The 20,689-nt window shown below is 47.3% G+C and carries 19 protein-coding genes and 1 riboswitch; of the genes, 14 read left to right on the top strand and 5 right to left on the bottom strand.

The genetic code is table 11. The features are described 5' to 3' along the window. Nucleotides 1-650: 650 nt before the first annotated feature. Entirely contained in the window at nt 651-1,820 is a 1,170-nt protein-coding gene (locus tag NFR98_RS09360; protein ID WP_014096333.1) for a MalY/PatB family protein, read from the bottom strand. 117 nt (nt 1,821-1,937) lie between these two features. Here NFR98_RS09360 and NFR98_RS09365 point away from each other — a divergent pair, with 117 nt between their 5' ends. From NFR98_RS09365 to hxlB, 9 genes are all read left to right on the top strand, one after another. Then, nucleotides 1,938-2,585, top strand: coding sequence for a carboxymuconolactone decarboxylase family protein (locus NFR98_RS09365; protein WP_017550905.1), 648 nt, complete (start codon nt 1,938-1,940; stop codon nt 2,583-2,585). Nucleotides 2,586-3,007: 422 nt separating this feature from the next. Then, a complete protein-coding gene (locus NFR98_RS09370; RefSeq protein WP_013858224.1) occupies nt 3,008-3,277 on the top strand; it encodes an ACT domain-containing protein in 270 nt (89 codons plus the stop codon). Between the two features lie 15 nt (nt 3,278-3,292). Further along, nucleotides 3,293-4,648 (top strand): PFL family protein, encoded by a 1,356-nt coding sequence (locus NFR98_RS09375; protein ID WP_017550904.1) that lies wholly within the window; start codon nt 3,293-3,295, stop codon nt 4,646-4,648. A gap of 154 nt (nt 4,649-4,802) precedes the next feature. Beyond that, nucleotides 4,803-5,837: a LacI family DNA-binding transcriptional regulator gene (locus tag NFR98_RS09380; RefSeq protein WP_251460003.1), complete on the top strand. Its 1,035-nt coding sequence runs from the start codon at nt 4,803-4,805 to the stop codon at nt 5,835-5,837. A 443-nt stretch (nt 5,838-6,280) separates the two neighbouring features. Continuing rightward, nucleotides 6,281-7,036, top strand: a complete 756-nt coding sequence (locus tag NFR98_RS09385) for a sugar phosphate isomerase/epimerase family protein (RefSeq protein ID WP_014096329.1) — start codon at nt 6,281-6,283, stop codon at nt 7,034-7,036. Further along, on the top strand, nt 7,023-7,982 hold the full coding sequence (locus tag NFR98_RS09390) for a sugar kinase (RefSeq protein WP_035189125.1): 960 nt from the start codon (nt 7,023-7,025) through the stop codon (nt 7,980-7,982). The genes NFR98_RS09385 and NFR98_RS09390 overlap by 14 nt, the downstream gene beginning before the upstream one ends. A 25-nt stretch (nt 7,983-8,007) precedes the next feature. After that, a complete protein-coding gene (locus tag NFR98_RS09395; RefSeq protein ID WP_014096327.1) occupies nt 8,008-9,312 on the top strand; it encodes an MFS transporter in 1,305 nt (434 codons plus the stop codon). Next, nucleotides 9,309-9,929, top strand: a complete 621-nt coding sequence (hxlA, locus tag NFR98_RS09400; protein ID WP_251460005.1) for a 3-hexulose-6-phosphate synthase — start codon at nt 9,309-9,311, stop codon at nt 9,927-9,929. The genes NFR98_RS09395 and hxlA overlap by 4 nt, the downstream gene beginning before the upstream one ends. After that, nucleotides 9,926-10,477 carry a 6-phospho-3-hexuloisomerase gene (gene hxlB / locus NFR98_RS09405; RefSeq protein ID WP_014096325.1) on the top strand — a complete coding sequence of 184 codons (552 nt, stop codon included), beginning with the start codon at nt 9,926-9,928 and terminating at the stop codon, nt 10,475-10,477. Before hxlA ends, hxlB begins: the two co-directional genes overlap by 4 nt. Before the next feature lie 382 nt (nt 10,478-10,859). Here hxlB and NFR98_RS15755 read toward each other — a convergent pair whose 3' ends face one another. Together NFR98_RS15755 and NFR98_RS09410 are read right to left on the bottom strand one after the other, a co-directional pair. Then, nucleotides 10,860-10,994, bottom strand: coding sequence for a hypothetical protein (locus NFR98_RS15755; protein WP_258435242.1), 135 nt, complete (start codon nt 10,992-10,994; stop codon nt 10,860-10,862). A gap of 266 nt (nt 10,995-11,260) precedes the next feature. Continuing rightward, nucleotides 11,261-11,755, bottom strand: coding sequence for a spore coat protein (locus tag NFR98_RS09410; RefSeq protein ID WP_014096324.1), 495 nt, complete (start codon nt 11,753-11,755; stop codon nt 11,261-11,263). A gap of 149 nt (nt 11,756-11,904) precedes the next feature. Here NFR98_RS09410 and NFR98_RS09415 point away from each other — a divergent pair, with 149 nt between their 5' ends. From NFR98_RS09415 to NFR98_RS09430, 4 genes are all read left to right on the top strand, one after another. Beyond that, complete coding sequence (locus NFR98_RS09415) at nt 11,905-12,837, top strand: aldo/keto reductase (protein WP_035182649.1); 933 nt, start codon at nt 11,905-11,907, stop codon at nt 12,835-12,837. An 89-nt stretch (nt 12,838-12,926) separates the two neighbouring features. Next, nucleotides 12,927-13,493, top strand: coding sequence for a nitroreductase family protein (locus tag NFR98_RS09420; protein WP_046721353.1), 567 nt, complete (start codon nt 12,927-12,929; stop codon nt 13,491-13,493). A gap of 229 nt (nt 13,494-13,722) precedes the next feature. Further along, on the top strand, nt 13,723-15,090 hold the full coding sequence (locus tag NFR98_RS09425; RefSeq protein ID WP_014096321.1) for an amino acid permease: 1,368 nt from the start codon (nt 13,723-13,725) through the stop codon (nt 15,088-15,090). A 476-nt stretch (nt 15,091-15,566) separates the two neighbouring features. Further along, nucleotides 15,567-15,935, top strand: coding sequence for a hypothetical protein (locus NFR98_RS09430; protein ID WP_017550895.1), 369 nt, complete (start codon nt 15,567-15,569; stop codon nt 15,933-15,935). 88 nt (nt 15,936-16,023) lie between these two features. Here the strand turns inward: NFR98_RS09430 and NFR98_RS09435 are convergent, their stop codons facing one another. Continuing rightward, complete coding sequence (locus NFR98_RS09435) at nt 16,024-17,517, bottom strand: peptide MFS transporter (protein WP_061087285.1); 1,494 nt, start codon at nt 17,515-17,517, stop codon at nt 16,024-16,026. A 349-nt stretch (nt 17,518-17,866) separates the two neighbouring features. Beyond that, nucleotides 17,867-19,357, bottom strand: a complete 1,491-nt coding sequence (locus NFR98_RS09440; protein ID WP_061087284.1) for an amino acid permease — start codon at nt 19,355-19,357, stop codon at nt 17,867-17,869. A gap of 99 nt (nt 19,358-19,456) precedes the next feature. Then, nucleotides 19,457-19,650, bottom strand: a riboswitch (Lysine riboswitch). A gap of 476 nt (nt 19,651-20,126) precedes the next feature. Between NFR98_RS09440 and NFR98_RS09445 the strand changes: the two genes are divergently transcribed. Continuing rightward, entirely contained in the window at nt 20,127-20,669 is a 543-nt protein-coding gene (locus NFR98_RS09445; protein ID WP_026684611.1) for a helix-turn-helix domain-containing protein, read from the top strand. The last annotated feature ends 20 nt before the right edge of the window (nt 20,670-20,689 follow it).

Below are 20,689 nucleotides of genomic sequence, written 5' to 3' on the forward strand. Positions count from 1 at the left end.
CAAGTGCTGTATCTGAGACGTAATAGACATTAGCCAGCACTGAATTTATTATGATTTTCTAGGTGCGAAAGTTGAGTTATTTATTAATCGGTTACCGGCCAGTTCTCGGAATTTGTCGTTTTGATTTCGTGATTGACAAATTTTGGGAGGCACTATCTTATTCATACATATTTTTTCTGTATTATAGAAGATAACTCAATCAAATCCATTTTTGAAGATCTATTAAAACCTTTTCAAATCAAAAACAGCGAATCAACATATTCTTAGAAAATGAAGGGCTTCCTGTTTCCATTGGATTTTACTGAGTCCATCCTGTTGAAAAACAGAGGTTGTTCAAAGATATATTTTGATTGAATCATTTATATATTACGACTTTATGTTGTTGTGTTGCAGCACCGCATTACCTGTATGAGTAAGAAAAGACTTAAATACTCAACTTGAAAATGAAAAAACATGCCTAAGATATTGTGCCATACCTAAGCCAAGTGATTAGAATCCTTGAAAAAGAAAGGTCTGTGGATATTGGTTAAACTTCCAAGGGTACTGCGAACATGCTCAAGGACGCGAAAAACATAAAGACTCCATCATCCCGCATGGCAAGCACCCAAAAACATCTAGGCCGGCCCAAACCTTTTGGGCCGGCCTTTTCCTTACGCAAAGGCCTTTTCGAGCCTGTTTAAGCCTTCCATCAAAATTTTGCGTGGGCAGGCGATGTTCATGCGGATAAAGCCTTCTCCGCCAGGGCCGAATTTGCTGCCAATTTCGACGCCGAGCTTTGCCTTTTTCCATAAACGGTCTTTCAATGCTTCTTCTTCCAGGCCATATGTGCGGCAGTCGAGCCACATTAAATACGTACCTTCTGTTTCCATCACCCGGATTTCCGGCAGGCGTTCCGCGATGAACCGTGCCGCTGTATCAATATTTTCCTTCAAGTAAACAAGGAGCGCATCCAGCCATTCGCTGCCGTGTCGGTATGCTGCTTCCATGCCGACAATGCCAAATGTATTCAAGGCAGATGTCCCGTTTACCGCCTGCACATCTTTGAACTTTTTGCGCAGTTCCGGGTTCGGAATGATGACGGCAGAAGCTTTGATCCCGGCTAGATTAAACGTTTTTGTCGGCGCAATGCAGGTGATGGTCATATCGCGGTACTTGTCCCCGAGCGAAGCAACCGGCACATGGGTATGCGGCGGGTATACAAGGTCGGAGTGGATTTCATCGGACAAAAACAAACAGTTATACTGCGCGCAAAGATCCGCCATTTTCATAAGCTCGTCTTTCGTCCAGACGCGCCCGCCCGGATTATGCGGATTGCAGCCTAAAAACAGCTTTGCCCCTTCTTTTAGCCGCGCTTCAACCTGCTCCCAGTCGATTTCAAACCGGTTTTCCACAAGCTTCAGCTGCGCGTTTACGACAACGCGGCCGTTTTTTTCAACCATATGGAAAAACGGATGGTACACCGGAGACATCAGCAGTACTTTATCGCCCGGTTCAGTAAATGCCTGAATGGCTGTGCTGATTGCCGGCACAATGCCGGTGCAGTACGCGATCCACGCCGGGTGGATGTCCCAGTTATGGCGCTTTTTCAGCCATGCCTGAATCGCTTCTGCAGTGGAATCCGGCACAAACGCATATCCGAGGATTTCGTGTTCAACCCGCTTTTTAATCGCTTCCGCCACTTCATACGGCGGGTTGAAATCCATATCGGCCACCCACATCGGGAGCACATCTTCTTCCCCGAAGACCTGTTTGACCTGCTCCCATTTAACAGAAGCGGTATTTTTTCTCTCAATGACTGTATCAAAATCAAACAAAACCATCACCATCCTGATATTGATCTTCTTCCCATTTTACCACACAAAAGCAGATGAATATTCATTTTCAGATGGAAGGGCTATAATGAAAAACAAGTATTCCAATTGGGAGGAGTGTCCTTTATGTCGTATTATGAAAAAGATATGCTGCAACATCTATCGAAATTAAAAGACCTTGCGCCGGAACAGGCGGCTGCTTTTGACCGCCTCAATGCCGAAGTGTTTAAAGACGGTGCCGTTTCTGCCCGGGACAAAGAAATCATCGCCGTCGCCGTGGCCCATGCGACAAAATGCCCGTATTGCCTCGACATTCATACGAAAAAAGCAAAAGCAGCGGGTGTCAGTCTCGAAGAACTTACAGAAGCGGCGTTTGTGGCAGCGGCACTGGAAGCAGGCGGCGCGGTGGCCCACAGTGTCCATATGCAGCTTGCCCTGATTGAAGATGCCAGTGATACGATTTACAAAAAATCCAATATGAAAAAACTTGCCAACATGAACCATCTTGCCAAAGACGGTTTCGCGGCCTACAATGCGTTCGGTGCTGCTGCTATGAAAGCCGGCAAACTGCCTGCACTTGTCAAAGAACTGGCTGCTGTTGCGGTCGCCCATATTACCGAGTGCCCGTATTGCATTGATTTTCATTCCAAACAGGCGCAAAAAGCGGGCGCAACGGAAGAACAACTTGCGGAAGCCATCCTTGTTGCGGGCGCGCTTGCAGCAGGCGGCGCCTACACGCATATCGCGAATATGATTGACAGCTACGAAAGCTAAGCCTGGGCAGTGCAAAGAAAAAACAGTTTGAGCGCAGGATCGTTGTTGACATGCTTACGGCAAGCGGCGCCTACACGCATATCGCGAATATGATTGACAGCTACGAAAGCTGACCCGGGTGGTGGAAGAACAGCTTTTAACACATGATTTTTAGCAGGCGGCGTCTCCATTGCCGATAAAAACAGATTAGAATTGTGCACGAAAAACCGGCTTGCGGGGGCTGGCCTCGTTGCCGGTGCGCTTGTTCTCTATATGATACTGAAAGTTTGCGACAATCTGTTTACGGCGAAAAGGGCAGCAGGGGAGTTTCAATCTTGCTGCCCTATTTTTTAATGAAAAATTCCAAAAATATACATAGACAAGACCGGAAAAATTTGTGATAGTAAGGATATGAATTTTTTTACAAAACAGGAGTGGACAAAATGAGAGCAATTTTGACAGTAATCGGCAAAGATCAGGTTGGCATCATTGCCGGTGTCAGCACACAGCTGGCAGAATTAAAGATTAATATTCTCGATGTCAGCCAGACCATCATGAGCGGTTATTTCACGATGATGATGATGCTCGATTTGTCGAATGCTGAAGCGAATTTTGATGAAATCAAACAAGCCCTTGCGAAAAAAGGCGAAGCACTGCAAGTCCAAATCAAAATTCAGCGCGAAGAAATTTTCCAATCGATGCACAGCTTGTAAAAACGGGGGACAACCATGGAGACGAAACAAATACTTGAAACCATCCGGATGATTGAAGAAGAAAAACTCGATATCCGCACCATCACAATGGGCATTTCGCTCCTCGACTGCATTGACGCGGACGGGGAAAAGGCGCGCCGGAAGATTTATGATAAAATTACGCGATTGGCAGAAAATCTTGTCCAAACCGGGGAAGAGATTGAATCGGAATATGGTATCCCGATCATTAACAAACGCATCTCGGTCACGCCGATTTCCCTCATCGCCGGGGCAACGGATGAAAAAGATTACATTGCTTTTGCCAAAACACTTGATGCGGCTGCGAAAAAAGTCGGCGTTCACTTTATTGGCGGCTTTTCGGCGCTGGTGCAAAAAGGCTGCCACAAAGGCGATAAAATATTGATAGATTCGATTCCAAGGGCACTGGCTGAAACCGAACGGGTCTGTGCCTCGGTCAATGTCGGCTCAACACGTTCCGGCATTAACATGAATGCGGTCCGTGATATGGGTGTCATCATCAAAAAGACGGCCGAGCTGACTGCCGATACGCAAGGTCTCGGCTGTGCAAAACTCGTTGTGTTCGCGAATGCGGTGGAAGACAATCCGTTTATGGCCGGCGCGTTCCACGGGGTTGGTGAAGCGGATGTCGTCATCAATGTCGGCGTCAGCGGCCCGGGTGTGGTGAAACGCGCCCTTGAAAAAGTGAAAGGCGAACCGTTTGATGTCGTTGCGGAAACGGTCAAGAAAACCGCATTTAAAATTACGCGGATGGGCCAGCTTGTCGGCATGGAAGCATCCAAACGGCTCGGTGTTCCGTTCGGGATTGTCGACTTGTCGCTTGCCCCGACACCGGCTGTTGGCGACTCTGTAGCCCATATTTTGGAAGAAATGGGCCTTGCGTCTGTCGGTACGCACGGAACAACGGCGGCGCTCGCTTTGCTGAATGATGCCGTGAAAAAAGGCGGTGTTATGGCATGCGGCCATGTTGGCGGCTTAAGCGGCGCATTCATCCCGGTTTCTGAAGACGCCGGCATGATTGATGCGGTCAACCGCGGGTCCTTGAATCTCGAAAAACTGGAGGCGATGACCGCGATCTGCTCCGTCGGCCTTGACATGATTGCAATTCCGGGCGATGTTCCGGCAGAAACGATTTCAGCAATGATCGCGGACGAAGCTGCAATTGGCGTCATTAACAATAAAACGACAGCGGTCCGCATCATTCCGGCACCGGGCACAAAGGTTGGCGATACGATCGAATTTGGCGGCCTGCTCGGACATGCGCCGGTGATGGGCGTCCATTCCTTTTCATCAGCGGACTTCATTGCCCGCGGCGGCAGAATCCCGGCCCCGATTCACTCATTTAAAAACTGAGCTCTTGAAAAAGAGCTCTTTTTCATATGCGGCGGCACAAAACCGAGGGGAGTCGGAAAAAATTTTCGTTCATTTTTGATTGACAGCTCCTCTCACTTTGTTATAATGAAATCAAATGGTACCGGTTTCATTTTAAAGATGGATGGTAAACAACATGAGGGGAAAAGAAGCGAAAGTCACGATTTACGATGTGGCAAAAAAAGCTGGCGTGTCGAAATCAACCGTTTCGAGATATTTAGGCGGCCGGTTTCATGAATTGTCACCGAAAACCCAGCAAAAAATCAAACAGGTGATCGATGAACTCCAATACCGCCCGAATAATTTGGCGAGAGGGCTGAAAAGCAGCCGCAGCTACTTGATTGGCGCGCTGGTTGCGGATATTACCAACCCGTATACAACGGCAATTTTAAGGGGGGCTGAGGATGTCTGCAAGCAGCATGGCTACAGTTTGCTGATTTGCAACTCTGATAACCGTCCGGCGAAAGAACGCGAGTATATCTCCATGCTGCAGTCCCACAAGATTGACGGGCTGCTGATTCAAACAACAGGAGGAAACAGCGATTTCTTGGAAACCTTGTCGGAAAACGGCAAAACCCCGATTGTCCTGGTTGACCGTAAAATTCCTGCGCTGCCGTTTGATACCGTTGAAATTGATAACCGCGGGGCCGTGATGCAGGCCGTGTCCTATCTGATAAAGAAAAATTATAAAAGAATCGGCTATTTTACAGAGCCGGTTGCACATTTCAGCCCGCGGCACGAACGGTATACAGGATTTCAGGAGGCTTTACGGCTGGTTAGCCCCAGTCACCCGAGCCTGGAAGATTTGTTTGAAGTGGATCTCAATGACGAAAGCCAATTGGAGAAAAAGCTCAATACGTTTTTGTCCCTTACCAGCGAAGAACCAAGGGCCATCATTGCCGGAAACAGTGTCATCGCGTTAAAAATCATTATCAAACTGAAAGAGCAGGGCTATAAAATTCCTGACGATACCGGTTTTCTGAGCTTTGACAATCCGGAGTGGGCAGCTGCTGTATTTTCAGGCATTACCACCATTGAACAGCCGACTTATCAAATTGGCAAAACGGTAATGGAACTCATTTTAAAACGGCTGGCGGACAACGAATCGCCGGTCCAGACGATCTCTTACCAGACCCGTTTGATTGAAAGGGAATCTACCCCGGGGAGATAACTTCCCCCTAAGGAAAATTGAGATCGGTTTCACCGAAAGAGGCGACGATACAGGCTGAAATCCTGCATCAAAGGATCAGCCTGCAGGATTGAAAAGATGTCAACATGGGATTAGTCAAGACAAAAGTGGCAGCTTTCCCCTTTAATGGTACCGGTCCCATCAAAAAGAGCGCTCCCGGAAAGATCAAAAACAGGAAAAACGATAAATAGAGTAAACGGGAAAATCCAAAAAACATCCCCACATCGCACTGCTCATGGAAATTTTGCAAACTATATAAGTTGTACTTAAGTTCCCAAGCACCAATTTGCACGATGACTATTTTTTACAGCAGGCAACAGAGCTGCGATATTTTATTCAATTTATAAAATACAGATCCGGCATTTGAAAAATGGTATCGGTCCCAAGAAATTCGGTTCCAACACACAAGAAAAGAGGAAACACCAATGGCCCATTTATTTGTCACCATGAATGCATTTCAGGATACTGCCATTTTATCTTACCCGGTGTTATTCGCCGCCATACGCAAGGCCGGATGTGACGGGGTGGAAATCCGGCGGGAGCTGCTTGAAGACCCGTCTTCTCTTTTACCCGCGGTGAAAGGCATGCTCGATAAGGCGGGGCTGATCCCTTACTATTCCTGCCCGGTTTCTTTATTTGGGGAGGATCATCAAGTTATCGATGTGGCGCCTTATAGGCAGGAGGCTGTGGAGCTCGGGGCAAAACTCATCAAATTTTCATTGGGCAACTACCGGGAGGGTCTATCTGATGTGGATACGCTTGCCAAAGCTGCCGCCTGCTTTTCGAATGCCGGCATCCTGGTGACCATCGAGAATGATCAAACGGACCTCGGGGGAAAAACAGAGCGGCTCGCGCCATTTTTTGCAGCATGCCGCAGCAAGGCCATTCCGATCCGTTTTACCTGTGATATCGGCAACTGGGCTTACACAGGGGAAGATGCTGAAGAGGCCGCTGCCGCTTTAAAAAACGAGGTAGTATACATTCACGTGAAAGAAGTGGTGGAAACGGCATCCGGTTATGCAACGATCCCAATTGGCCAAAACGGCAGGCAAAAATGGAAACGGTTGCTGCATCTGTTGCCAAAAGAAGCCGCGATTGCGTTAGAATTTCCGATTACAAGTGATTTGAAAGATTACATCGAACTGCTGAAAGAAGAGGTGTTCGTAAATGAAAGTGTATGATGTGCTGACATTCGGAGAAGCGATGGGCATGTTTATTGCGGAAGAACCCGGACAGCTCGCCTCGGTCCGGCATTTTACAAAAGAACTGGCAGGGGCGGAAACAAATGTGGCAATCGGACTTTCTCGCCTCGGGTACCGGGTACTGTGGCTGAGCAAAGTCGGAACAGACCCGCTTGGCGATTATATCATCCAGGAACTGCAGCGTGAAAAAGTGGATACTTCCTTGATTAAAAGAGACGAAGAAAACTTGACGGGATTTCAATTGAAAGAAAAAGTATCGGAAGGCGATCCGGGTGTTTATTACTACCGTAAAAACTCCGCCGCAAGCCTGATGGGGATCAAAGATTTCCCTGAACTCAGAGAAATGCATGCAAAACATTATCACTTAACGGGGATCCCGCTCGCACTCTCCCCGTGCGTACGGGAACTGAGCGAAGCTTTCATACAAAAAGCCAAAAAAGAAGGCAGTATCGTTTCGTTTGATCCGAATTTGCGCCCTTCCATGTGGAAAGACGAAAAAACGATGGCGGAAACGATTCAAAGATACGCCTGCCAGGCCGACATTGTTTTTCCCGGTATCAAAGAAGGGAAAATTTTGACCGGCTATCAAGCGCCTGAAGATATCGCGAAATATTATCTTGAACACGGTGCCAAAATGGTGTTTGTCAAACTCGGGGCAAAAGGCGCCTATGTGGCAACGGAAAAGAAAGCGCATACCGTTCCAGGCTTCCCGGTTACCAAAGTGGTGGATACGGTTGGTGCTGGAGACGGATTTGCAGCCGGTGTATTAAGCGGCCTGTTCGACGGTTTAACTCCATTTGAAGCAGCGGAAAGAGGGAATGCAATCGGCGCTTTACAAACCATGTCTTCCGGGGATAAAAACGGGCTTCCGACCCGGGAAGAACTGTTGGCATTTATGAACGGGCATTCGGTGAAAAACGGTTAAACCCACAACAAAGGAGTGTTTTGGAATGGAAAAGTCGTTGAGAAATGTCGCAAGCAAGAAGAGATTTTTGCATCTGGTTCCAATCGCTTTCATTACCTACAGCCTTGCCTATTTCGACCGGGCGAATTACAGCTTTGGCGCAGCGGGCGGAATGGCGCACGATTTAAATATAACTACAGGTGTTGCCTCCTTTTTATCGGCATTATTTTTTCTCGGTTATTTCTTCTTTCAAATTCCGGGCGCGGCGTATGCAGAAAAAAGAAGTGCCAAGAAGCTCGTATTTGTCAGCCTGATTCTCTGGGGCCTGCTTGCTTCTGCAACCGGTCTGGTCCATAATGTCGCATGGCTGTATCCGATCCGGTTCTTCCTCGGTGTCGTGGAATCTGCCGTGATGCCGGCAATGCTCGTCTTTTTGAGCAACTGGTTTTTAAAAGAAGAGCGTTCCCGTGCCAACACCTTCTTAATTTTGGGCAATCCTGTCACCGTTTTATGGATGTCCATTGTTTCCGGTTATTTGTTAAAGGTGCTTGACTGGAGGGGAATGTTTATTGTGGAAGGAATTCCGGCCATCGTTTGGGCATTTTTCTGGTGGAAGCTGGTTGAAAATAAGCCGGAAGAAGCAAAGTGGCTGACGGATGAGGAAAAGGAAAACATCGCATCTGAAATGAAAGAAGAACAAAAAGGAATGATCAAAGTAGCGGGGTATAAAGAAATGTTCCGCAATAAAACGGTGCTCATTCTCGCGGTTCAGTATTTTGCATGGAGCATCGGCGTCTACGGATTTGTCATGTGGCTGCCGTCCATGATAAAAGCGGCCTCCCATATGGATATTGTGGCAACGGGCTGGCTGTCTGCCGCTCCATACTTACTGGCGACAATCGGGATGATCGCTGTTTCCTATTTTTCCGATAAAACGCTAAATCGCAAAACATTTGTCTGGGTATCGCTATTGATCGGCACCATTGCCTTCTACGGTTCTTATTTGATCGGTTCATCCAATTTCTGGTTCTCTTACGCGCTGCTTGTCATTGCAGGAGGCGCCATGTATGCACCATACGGGCCGTTTTTCGCAATCATGCCGGAAATTTTGCCGAAAAATGTATCAGGAAGTGCCAATGCGTTTATCAACAGCATGGGTGCTTTAGGCTCTTTTGTTGGCGCATACATTGTCGGATTTTTAAACGGGGCAACGGGCAGCACGCAGGCATCTTTTATCTTTATGGCGATCTCGCTCCTTGTCTCGGTTCTGTTAACCTTGATGGTCCGGGCAAAAAAACAGGCGTCTCCCCTGGCGCCGGAAAATCTTGAAGCAAAGGCGGTTTTAAAATGAAGATTCAACTGGCATTAGACCGATTCACGATTCAGGAAGCAATCGAAATTGCAGCAAAAGCGGAAAAAGCGATAGAATGGATTGAAGTCGGCACATCGTTAATTAAAGAATTCGGCGTCAAAAGCATTTATGACATAAAAAACCGGTTTCCGGACAAAACGGTGGTAGCCGATATCAAGACGTTCGACAATGCGAAGTACGAATTTGAACTTTGTTTTCGGGCGGGAGCCGACATTGCGACTGTGATGGGGGCAGCCCCTCCTGTCACACTCCGTACGTGTTTGGATATGGCCGGGCAGTTTGATAGACAAGTGATGGTTGACCTTTTGAATACAGCGGCGCATCAACAGAAGGAGATTGCCCGTTTGGAAAACATCATCGTCTGCCAGCATATCAGCAAGGACCAGCAGGAAGAAGGCGGAGGCGGAACGTGGGGGCACCGCGCAGCATCACGCAACCAGCAGATTGCAGTGGCCGGGGGCATTTCACTGGAAAATTTGGCTGCCGTCCGCGCCCTTCAGCCGGATGTGCTCATTATTGGTTCAGCAATCAGCAAGGCAAGTGATCCTTTGCTTGCGGCACAAAAGATAAAAGAAGCTTGGGAGGCATTGAAATGAATCGGGAAATAGAAGTCATTTTAAATGAAATTCAAACGGTGTTTTCAAAAATAGACGGGGAACAAGTGGAAAAGCTGGCGGATATGCTTGCTTCTCCGAAAAGCATTTTTGTATTGGGCGAGGGGCGTTCGGGGCTGATGGCCAAGTCTTTTGCGATGCGGCTCATGCATCTTGGTTTCCATGTGTTTGTCGTCGGCGAGACGATCACTCCTTCGATTCAGCCGGGAGATTTATTGATTGCAGTTTCTGGTTCCGGCACGACTTCCAATGTGGTGCAAGCGGCGGAAAAATCGAAAAAGAATGGTGTATCCGTTGTGGGTGTGACTTCTGATCCGTCTTCGAGACTTGCGCAAACTTCGGATAGCGTGGTTCATATTCCGTCCGCCACGAAATACCGGAGGCCGGGAGAAATTGAAAGCAGACAGCCGCTCAGCTCATTGTTCGACCAGTCTGTTCATCTGTTTTTTGACGCGGTTTGCCTGAAAATTGCCGAACAGCAGAAATCGGGGAATGAAGCAGCGTTGAACCGGCACAGCAATCTGGAATAAGGGTTGGCAAAAATCAATGAGCCAGAGCAAGCCGGTAGATTTGGCCATTCGGCTTCTGAATAAGACAAAATGGTAATGAAACACAGAAAAAAACAGCGGGTATGGCTTGTCTCATCCCATTGGATATGGGGCCGGATCCGGTTCATTCCGGTTGCGGACTGCTCGCTGTACTATTTAAAGGATATACCGCGGATGAACAATCGATCCGCGGTTTTCCATTCTTTTATCCGGAACATTTACGCCGGCTGATTTTCATCCTTCTGCGGGCGCTATTTATTTTGCCGCCGGGCGATTACACTGGAAATATGGGCCGTTCCACCGCTGGTACGCATTCATTTTGGCATGGGCGCCTATCTCGGTGGGTGACTTGCTGGCACTGCATTCAATGGGTATGGCTTTCTCCCTGAAAATAGGCACTGGCTGATTTCTGTTCCTGCGCTGGTGCTGCATTCATTGCGGCATGGAGCCTATCTTGTTGGATGACTTTCATTCTACGGCTGGTGTCATATTCAAGCATGGCTGTCTATCCCGAAAATTTGCGACGGAATTTTCATTCTTCCGCTGGTACCAAATTCTTTGCGGCATTGGCGTCTGCCCTGAAAATAGGCACTGGCTGATTTCTGTTCCTGCGCTGGTGCCAAATTCTTTGCGGCATTGGCGTCTACCCTGAAAATAGGTACCGGCTGATTTCTGTTCCTGCCGCTCTGGTGCTGCATTTATTGCAGCATGTGCGCCGGGTCACTCGCTAGTGCCGCATTTAATGTAGCACGGGGGCCGGATTCTTCACTCTTCTTCCCGCATTTGCAGCGCCCGGTTGGCGTTCCGGACATCGTTGTTCAGCAATTGGCTTAAGTTGTAGGCCTGGTACATACCATGTTCATGCATATAGTTGAATACGCGCGCATGCCAGTCGATCGCGCTGTTCAAATGGCGGACAAGCACGGTGCGCAATGCCGGCGTGGCTGTTTCTGTAATGGCAGTCGCATAATTTCGTACAGCCGTTTTGGAAGCGGTCAGCAGTTCACCGGCCTGAAAACCGGGATTGGTTTGCCGCTCCTCGTTTTCTTCTATTTCCTCTTCCCGCGGCGCCTGCGGATAAAACTGCAGAAGGTCGCGAATATTTTTTTCAAGTGCCCGGATCGAAAACGTATACAGTTCCCGGAGCCCTGCATCGGACACATTTCTTACGACTGATTTAAACCGGATCAAACAAATCGTCTGGGATGCAACCAGCTCATGAATTTCCAATGTTTCATGCCAAGCTAACGTTCTTGCCACAATAACCCCTCCTTTTTCTCTCACACGTTCCCATTTGTATGCAAACAGCTCGCACATGTGCCTGTTTGACCGGAAACCGAAATATTTTTACATTTCTTTTTGATTTGCTATGATAAGGATTGAAATCTGAAGAGAAAGGCGGAGGTAAGATGGAAAAACAAAGAAGACTCGGCAAATCGGATTTGTATGTCAACCCGGTCGGCCTCGGCACAAATGCGGTCGGCGGACATAATATTCACCCGAATCTCAATGATGAAACCGGGAAAGAAGTTGTGCGCACGGCAATTGACCACGGCATCAATTTTCTTGACACTGCGTTTATTTACGGGCCAAAACGTTCGGAAGAGTTGATCGGCGAGGTGCTAAAAGAACACGGCGGCCGTGACAAGGTCGTGCTTGCCACAAAAGGTGCACATAAATTTGTCGATGGAAAAGTGGTGTTCGACAACTCCCCTGCATTTTTAAAAGAAGCGGTCGAAAGCAGCCTGAAACGCCTGCAAACCGATTATATTGATTTGTTTTATATCCATTTCCCGGATGACCATACTCCGAAAGACGAAGCAGTCGGCGCCTTAAAAGAACTGAAAGATGAAGGGAAAATCCGTGCAATCGGTGTTTCCAATTTTTCCATTGAACAATTGAAAGAGGCAAACAAAGACGGATATGTCGATGTGCTGCAGTCGGAGTACAATTTATTCAAACGCGAGGCTGAAAAAGACTTGCTTCCGTACACAGCGGAAAACGGTATTTCGTTTATCCCGTATTTTCCGCTCGCATCCGGGCTGCTCGCCGGCAAATATACAAAAGATACCAAATTTGAAGGCGGCCGTGCGAAAAATCCGCTTTACCAAGGGGAAACCTATCTCCGTAATTTGGAAAAGGTTGAAAAGCTCCGCCCGATTGCGAAAGAAAAAGGCGTGGATGTCGCACATGTTGTCCTTGCTTGGTATCTCTCCCAGCCTTCCATTGATGCTGTCATTCCGGGTGCCAAACGGCCGGAGCAGGTGATTGACAATCTGAAAACATTGGAAGTCAGCTTGACGGAAGCGGATGTGCAAAAGATCAGCGCCATTTTTCAATAATGTATTTCCACGGTGGAAAAATGTTTTGTGTTGATTGACGCATTTTCCTGTCTTATACTTAAACTAGTATGGTTAAAGGAGTTGGGAAAATGGGTGTCATGGATCTGATCAAATCGCGCCGTTCCATCGGCGTGACAGACGATAAAGAGGTACCGGATGATGTGATTGGAACATTGCTCGAAGCTGCCACATGGGCGCCAAACCATAAGAAAACAGAACCGTGGAAATTCCGCGTGTTTAAAGGGGAAGGACGCGCCAAACTCGGAGAGGAAATGGCCCGGATTGCAGCCCAGAAAGCGGAAGGCCTGAGTGAAGAAGAAGCGGCGAAAAAGATTGAAAAAGCGCGCAAAGGGCCGCTGCGAGCGCCGGTGGTTATTGCGGTTGCCGTCAGCCCTTCCGGCATTGTTCCGGAAATTGAGGAAATCGTTGCGACTGGTTGTGCGATCCAAAACCTGCTGCTTACGGCAACCGAGCTCGGTTTGGCTACAATCGTGAGGACCGGTGACATTGCGCATGAACCAGAATTGAAAAACTATCTGAACCTCGAACCAGCAGATAAAATTGCCGGGCTCATCTATGTCGGCTATCCGAAAAGAGAATTGGACATCAAAGCGCAACGGACACCAGCAGAAGAAAAAACGCAATGGTTTGCTTAAACCCAGGCTTGCCGGCTCTTTTCATGGGCCGGTTCGCTTCTGCATGTTAAATTTTCTCAAAAATGGGAAGTTTTAGCCCGGCATTTTTGTAAGCGTAAACAAAAATGCCGCCTCACAATACCCGGACACGACCGGGGAGAGGCGTGCACATACGGTTTGCTTTTTACCCGCAACAAATAAGAAGATTGTGATATAATCAAATTTATACATAGATAAGGAGTTGATCGGTATGGATCAAAGCCCGAATGGACAAGAGCTGAGTCGCGGGCTGAAAAACCGCCATATTCAATTGATTGCGATCGGGGGCGCAATTGGAACGGGGCTTTTCCTTGGTTCCGGCAAATCGATTCACTTTGCCGGCCCGTCTATTATGCTCGTATACTTCGTAATCGGCTTGGCCCTTTTCTTTATGATGCGGGCACTCGGCGAACTGCTGATGTACAAGCCGATTACCGGATCGTTTACCCATTTTGCTGAAACATTTATCGGACCGTGGGCAGGCTTTATTACCGGCTGGACCTATTGGTTTTGCTGGATTGTAACCGGTATTGCCGAAATTACCGCAGTCGGTATGTATGTTCAATTTTGGGTACCCGATCTGCCACAGTGGATTCCTGCTTTGATTTGCGTCGCTGTTTTGTTTCTCATCAATATTGCGACAGTCAAAGCATTCGGGGAAATGGAATTTTGGTTTGCTATTATTAAAGTTGTCACCATTATTGCCCTGATTGTTATCGGCATTCTCCTCGTGTTCGCTGGTTTTCAAAGCAATGGGGGGCACGCCTCTTTTACAAACCTGTGGCAGCACGGCGGCTTTTTCCCGAATGGCTCAAAAGGGTTTTTGCTAGCGTTTGAAATGGCCGTCTTTTCATTTGTCGGGATTGAACTGGTCGGCGTAACAGCCGGGGAAGCAGAGGATCCATCAAAGACGCTGCCAAAAGCGATCAACCAGATTCCGCTGCGGATTTTACTGTTTTATGTCGGCGCTTTGTTTGTCATCATGTCGATTTATCCTTGGAACCGGCTGAATCCGGATGCGAGCCCGTTTGTCCGGGTATTTGCTGATATCGGTCTGCCGGCTGCAGCAGGTATCATCAATTTTGTGGTGCTCACTTCGGCGGCTTCCTCGTGCAACAGCGGCATTTTCAGTACAAGCCGTATGCTGTATTCTCTTGCAGAAGATGGAAAAGCACCGAAAATATTTAAAAAGTTAAACAAGCGGAATGTCCCGGCACCTGCTTTGCTTGGTTCAACGATCATGCTGTTAATCGGCGTTATGCTGAATTATTTTATGAAGAGCACGCAAGTCTTTACGCTTGTCACAAGCATTTCATCCATCTGTTTTGTCTGGGTGTGGGGCGTCATTATGGTTGCCCACTTGCGTTTCCGGAAAAATATGCCGGAAGAAGCGGCCAAAATCTCTTTTAAATTGCCGTTTGCCCCGGTCATCAACTGGATTGTACTCTTGTTCTTTGTTTTTGTCCTCGTGGTTCTGGGGATAGCAAAAGATACGCGTGTTGCCTTATTTGTGACACCGGTATGGTTCATCCTGCTTGTCATCGCTTACGGCCTGACACGAAAGAAGAAAAGCATTTAACAAAAACCCGTTTGGAAAGAGGATTTCCAAACGGGTTTTTCTCTTTTATATAGGGTCAACAACCTGTGTCTTAAAATATAAAAGACTTCATCTTTGAAAATACGATTTTGTCTTCTCTATACCTTGAATCAGCTTTCAAGTGCAAGCTTTTCTCTGGACTTTCTAAAAAAACCATTTAAATTTTTGCCAAAACTGTCAGCATCCTTGCCAAATCTAGGAATTTTGCGTGTTCAGCAAGCCCTACGTTAAGGAGTCGTGGAAAAATGAAGGCCTTTCTTTACATAGAGGGCGTCTACGTTAAGGAAGCGTGAAAAAACGAGGCTCTTCCTTAACCTAGAGGGCGTTTATGTTAAGAAAGCGTGCAAAAATGAAGGCTTTTCTTTACATAGGGCCCATCTACGTTAAGGGAAGATGACTATGATGCAGCCGAGGAACTTGTATCCCAGCAAGATGATCTTAAAACGCAACTCGATACTTTGAACAAACAGGTCGATGTTGCACAAGCTGACTTGAAAAATGCAAAATCAGAATTAAAATCCACTCAAAGCAAAGTGGATGCCAAGAAAAAGGACCTTGCTTCATTGACAGGACAGGTGCAGAAAGCGAAAAGTGCACCAAAGACGCTGGCAGCCGGCAGATATGAAGTTGGCAAAGACATCCCGGAAGGAAGGTATAAAGCCACGCCGGTTGGTGAAGGATCGAACTTCGTCACTTTTGACGGAGAAGGTGTACCAGATGTGAATACGATTCTTGGCGTAGATGGCGAAGCTTCCTATACATTTATGGTCTATGACGGCTACACGATCCAGACAGAAGCAACGGTTAAGCTTACCCCAATCGATTAGCATCCACTCCAATTGTTACACGGCACATACCAGCAAATCCATTAAAAAAACCGGGGACCAATGCCCCGGTTTTTCATCACTTCATCTATTATTTTATCCCTCTCATCAGCCGTTTGATGACCGGTGCGTAGAGGAGCAGGAATATGCCCAAAATGACCGAAACAAGGCCGACGCCGCCGAAGTAGATCACTTCATGGTTGGCGCTGTACAGTTTGACAAGCTGGGCGTTCAACGTTTGGGCCGCAGCATCAGACAAGTTCCAGAGGCTGAGCATTTGCGCCGAGAATGCGGCTGGCGCCAGCTTTGTCGATACACTCAAACCAACCGGTGACAAGCAAAGTTCCCCGATCACGACAAGGAAGTAGCTCAATACAAGCCAGAGCGGGCTCACGAGCGACGAAGAGCCGTTAAAGTAAGCCGGGGCCATCATGACCATATAGGACAAACCAGCAAGGATAAGCCCAAACGAAAATTTAACCGGTGTAGACGGCTGCCTGTCTCCCAGCTTCACCCAAAGCGAAGCCAAAACCGGCGCAAAGACGACGATAAACAGCGGATTCAATGTCTGAAACCAGGACGGTAAAATATGAATGCCGGCAAAATTCAGCTGTGTCCGCTTGTCCGCATAGACGGCGAGCAAACTCGCGCCTTGTTCTTCAATCGCCCAGAAGACGATGGAAGCAATAAATAAAGGAATATAAGCCAAAATGCGTGAGCGTTCGTCTTTCGATGTTTTTTTGCTAAAGTACATCATAAAGAAGTACCAGGCAGGAATCAAAAATCCTAAAATGCTGACGATGGTAATAAAGCTGTTCAGATTTAAAATCCGTGTCGGAATGGTAATCGCCAGCAAAATAATCAGGACGACAGCTCCTACGCCGATTTTGGTGAAAGTCGATCTTCTTTCTTCCGGCTTCAACGGGTTGTGCACAACAGAGCCGGCAAGCCCAAGATTTTTCTTCCTGGACATGGTGAATGCGATCAAACCGAAAAACATTCCGATCGCTGCAATACTGAAGCCGAGATGGTAATTGTACCCCTGACCGATTGTTCCGACAATGAGCGGCGCAATGAAGGCCCCGAGGTTAACCGCCATGTAGTAAATGCTGAAACCGGAATCGCGCCGCAAGTCTTTTTCATCATACAATTCCCCGACGGTTGAAGCGGCATTTGGTTTTAACAAGCCTGTCCCAAGCACAATCAGCACCATGGAAACGATCAGCGCCGGGAACCCTCCCGGAAAGGACAACGCAATATGCCCGAGCATAATCAGCACTCCGCCGTAAAAAACGGTTTTGGCGGAACCGAGCAGACGGTCTGAAATCCAGCCGCCGATAATCCCCGACATATAAACAAGCGCGCCGTAAATCGAAGCAATCGATGCGGCTGTTGTCGGGTCCAATCCCAACCCGCCGTTTGACAGGCGGTCATACATGTAGTAAATCAGAATCCCTTTCATCCCGTAGTAAGAGAATCTCTCCCAAAACTCTAGGAAAAATAAAGTCGACAACCCTTTTGGATGACCAAAAAATCCGGTCTGTGGAACAGTTGCCAGAACTTTTTTCTTGTCGATTGTTGACATGCCATTGCCTCCTTGTAAAAATCACATATTGGCATAATTTGTGAAATTAACTGAAAAATAAGTGCTGGTTTTTTCGGGGAATGAATGCGATAGATAAAATATTAACGTAAAATGAGAAAAAAATAAAGATTAATTTTTTGGCAAATTTGTGTGCGCCATTGTTAAAAAAGGCTGGAACCCGCATGAAATAAAGGATTCTGAGCTAGGAAAATATTTAAAATGAATTTTTTTCCTAGATAAAGGAAACGTTTTCATAAATTAAAATAAAGGTAAATTTCATATAATTTATGTTAAAAGTAAGTTTCTGATGAAAGGAAAAAACCTGCGGCAGCCACCGCAGGTTTTTCCGTTAGGATTCTCGGTTAAAATCGCATTCCTGTAAAGAAACGACTTTTGTCTTTTTCACAAATTTATAAATGAGCCATACGGCAATAAAGATGGGCAGGCCAATATACGAGACAAACACGCTTCCCCACTTAATATGGTCTCCCAAAAATGCCTGGTAGTTTTGCCCGAGAATGACGACCGTACAAACGGCAAACGCAAATAGCGGGCCGAATGGGAACCATTTTGAACGGTAAGGCAGGTCGCTCAAAGCTTTGCCTTGTGCTACATATGCACGGCGGAATCGGTAATGGCTGATGGCAATGCCGAGCCAGGCGATAAAGCCGGATAAGCCGGATGCGTTCAGGAGCCAGTTGTACACTGCCCCGTCGCCGAAGAAAGATGCAAGGAAAGCAACCGTTCCGACAAGCGCAGTGACAATCAGTGCATTCACCGGCACCCCGCGTTTATCCAGTTTCCCGAGGAATTTCGGCGCTTTGCCGTCGCGCGCAAGTTCCCAGAGCATCCGCGTTGACGCGTACATGCCCGAGTTGCCGGCAGAAAGAACAGCCGTTAAAATAATCGCATTCATGACAGAAGCCGCAAAAGCAATGCCGGCACGCTGAAATACAATTGTGAACGGGCTCATCGTAATGTCATCGGCGGTTAATCTCGAATCCGTGAACGGAATCAACAGGCCGATGACAAAAATCGCCAGAATATAGAAAAGCAAGATTCTCCAAAATACAGATTTCACAGCACGCGGAATGGTCTTTTCCGGATCTTCGCTTTCACCGGCCGCAACCCCGAGCAGTTCTGTTCCCTGGAATGAAAACCCGGCTGCCATAAAAACCCCGAGCACGGCCAGGAATCCGCCGTGGACTGGGCCGTCTGCAATCGTAAAGTTAGAAAAGCCGATTGTTTTTCCGCCCATAATCCCGAAAATCATCAGTGCGCCGACAATGATAAAGGCAATGACGGTTACGACTTTAATGATTGCAAACCAGTATTCAGCTTCCCCGAACCCTTTTACAGATAAATAATTTAATAAGAACATGATGAGAAGGCAAGCCGCACTCCACACGATCGAAGGCATGTGCGGGAACCAGAATTTCATGATAATGGTTGCTGCTGATAATTCGGCTGCGATCGTGATCGCCCAGTTGTACCAATAGTTCCAGCCAAGCGCAAATCCAAGTGCCGGATCAACAAATTTTGTTGCGTACGTGCTGAAGGTGCCTGCAACCGGCATGTAGGCGGCCATTTCTGCAAGGCTTGTCATTAAAAAGTACACCATGACGCCGATTAATGCATAAGCGAGAAGCGCACCGCCAGGCCCCGCGCTGTGGATTGCCCCGCCGCTTGCCAGAAAAAGCCCGGTTCCGATTGATCCACCGAGGGAAATCATGGTCAGGTGGCGGGATTTTAATTTCCGCTTCAGCTTCGTCAATTCACCCTTTTTTGCAACGGGAACCGCTCCGGCTGCAGTGCTTTGCCCATGATAGAAGTCATCCATCCTTGATTCACTCCTTTTTATATAGGAAGGAGCAGGGAATAAACAAAAATGCCGCAGTCGTGGAGACGCGGCATCAAAGCGTATACCCTCCATCAACCTTCCGAAGATAGCTCAACACATATGCGAGGGGGAATCGCATATGTGACAGTTCTGTTCCTGTTCGGAAACAGCCCCAACATGGCACCGCGGGATCCGGCACCACGTTTCGGCAGCTTTTCCTTTCAACCGGAGTCTTAAACTTTACCCGTGTCTCGTCCGATTTACTCATAAAAGCTGCGACCTCTACCTCACCGGATTTGATGAGGATTTTTTATTCCATTTGATTTACATATTATTATAGTTATTTTTTTAGGGAAAATCAATAGAAAAGGAAGCAGAACGGGGTGGCAAAAATATATGGGATATAAAATGGGCTTAAGTTTTTACATCAAGCCCGGCACTAATTTGCATGATTGACTTTTTGCAGCGGGCAACAGCGCGGCAATATTTTGTCCATTTTATATACAGGCTTATTGGCAAACATCTGCCTCTCCGTGCGAAAACTGCAAACGCCTGATTGGGATGGTTCGTTGGCTGAAAAGGAGGGGCTACCGCTTTTCCGCGGGTACAAACAGGCAGGATGACAGCCTGATTCGTGTTTTTTTCAAAAAGGCCTTTACATCTGCCTGCTTTTTTATATAATACAAATGAAAGTAAACTTAAAGTTTAATAAAAAAGAACTTCCTTGCCTTTGAGTTTACAAATGCTAAACAAAATGGAAGGTTTTATGATGGAGATCGGGAAAAAAATTAAAAACTTAAGGTTAAAAAAAGGACTCACCCAGGAGGAACTTGGAGAGCGTACGGATTTAAGCAAAGGCTATATTTCCCAGCTTGAGCGGGATTTAAGCTCCCCTTCGATTGACACGTTTTTTAATATATTGGAAGTACTCGGCTGCACGCCGAAAGAATTTTTTGATGAAGAAGAGCGTGAACAAAAGGTCGTATACGGGGAAGAAGACCAGACCGATTATCTCGATGAAGAGCGCGGTTATAAAATCCAGTGGCTCGTCCCGGAATCGAATGAAAAGGAAATGGAACCGATCCTGCTTACGCTTGAGGAAAAAGGGGAGTTTAAAACGTTTGAACCTTCTTTATCGGAAACCTTTGCCTATGTACTGGAAGGCCGGATTGCGGTGCGGCTTGGCAAACGCCTGTACCGTGCGAAAGCCGGAGAAGCCATTTATTATCATGCATCCGATGAGCATCAGATCCTGAATGACGCGGAAGGCCGGTCCAGGCTTGTACTGGTTGCCACGGAATCGTATCTGTAAGCTGAACATAGAAGAGGAGG

Source organism: Weizmannia agrestimuris, from assembly GCF_943193165.1.
In the GTDB taxonomy this organism is placed as follows: domain Bacteria; phylum Bacillota; class Bacilli; order Bacillales; family Bacillaceae_C; genus Weizmannia; species Weizmannia faecalis.

Bases quoted from the DNA above. Each gene is read 5' to 3' on its own strand.
- NFR98_RS09360 (WP_014096333.1), bottom strand. From the start codon at position 1,820: ATGGTTTTGTTTGATTTTGATACAGTCATTGAGAGAAAAAATACCGCT.
- NFR98_RS09365 (WP_017550905.1), top strand. From the start codon at position 1,938: ATGTCGTATTATGAAAAAGATATGCTGCAACATCTATCGAAATTAAAA.
- NFR98_RS09370 (WP_013858224.1), top strand. From the start codon at position 3,008: ATGAGAGCAATTTTGACAGTAATCGGCAAAGATCAGGTTGGCATCATT.
- NFR98_RS09375 (WP_017550904.1), top strand. From the start codon at position 3,293: ATGGAGACGAAACAAATACTTGAAACCATCCGGATGATTGAAGAAGAA.
- NFR98_RS09380 (WP_251460003.1), top strand. From the start codon at position 4,803: ATGAGGGGAAAAGAAGCGAAAGTCACGATTTACGATGTGGCAAAAAAA.
- NFR98_RS09385 (WP_014096329.1), top strand. From the start codon at position 6,281: ATGGCCCATTTATTTGTCACCATGAATGCATTTCAGGATACTGCCATT.
- NFR98_RS09390 (WP_035189125.1), top strand. From the start codon at position 7,023: ATGAAAGTGTATGATGTGCTGACATTCGGAGAAGCGATGGGCATGTTT.
- NFR98_RS09395 (WP_014096327.1), top strand. From the start codon at position 8,008: ATGGAAAAGTCGTTGAGAAATGTCGCAAGCAAGAAGAGATTTTTGCAT.
- hxlA (WP_251460005.1), top strand. From the start codon at position 9,309: ATGAAGATTCAACTGGCATTAGACCGATTCACGATTCAGGAAGCAATC.
- hxlB (WP_014096325.1), top strand. From the start codon at position 9,926: ATGAATCGGGAAATAGAAGTCATTTTAAATGAAATTCAAACGGTGTTT.
- NFR98_RS15755 (WP_258435242.1), bottom strand. From the start codon at position 10,994: ATGCTTGAATATGACACCAGCCGTAGAATGAAAGTCATCCAACAAGAT.
- NFR98_RS09415 (WP_035182649.1), top strand. From the start codon at position 11,905: ATGGAAAAACAAAGAAGACTCGGCAAATCGGATTTGTATGTCAACCCG.
- NFR98_RS09420 (WP_046721353.1), top strand. From the start codon at position 12,927: ATGGGTGTCATGGATCTGATCAAATCGCGCCGTTCCATCGGCGTGACA.
- NFR98_RS09425 (WP_014096321.1), top strand. From the start codon at position 13,723: ATGGATCAAAGCCCGAATGGACAAGAGCTGAGTCGCGGGCTGAAAAAC.
- NFR98_RS09435 (WP_061087285.1), bottom strand. From the start codon at position 17,517: ATGTCAACAATCGACAAGAAAAAAGTTCTGGCAACTGTTCCACAGACC.
- NFR98_RS09440 (WP_061087284.1), bottom strand. From the start codon at position 19,357: ATGGATGACTTCTATCATGGGCAAAGCACTGCAGCCGGAGCGGTTCCC.
- NFR98_RS09445 (WP_026684611.1), top strand. From the start codon at position 20,127: ATGGAGATCGGGAAAAAAATTAAAAACTTAAGGTTAAAAAAAGGACTC.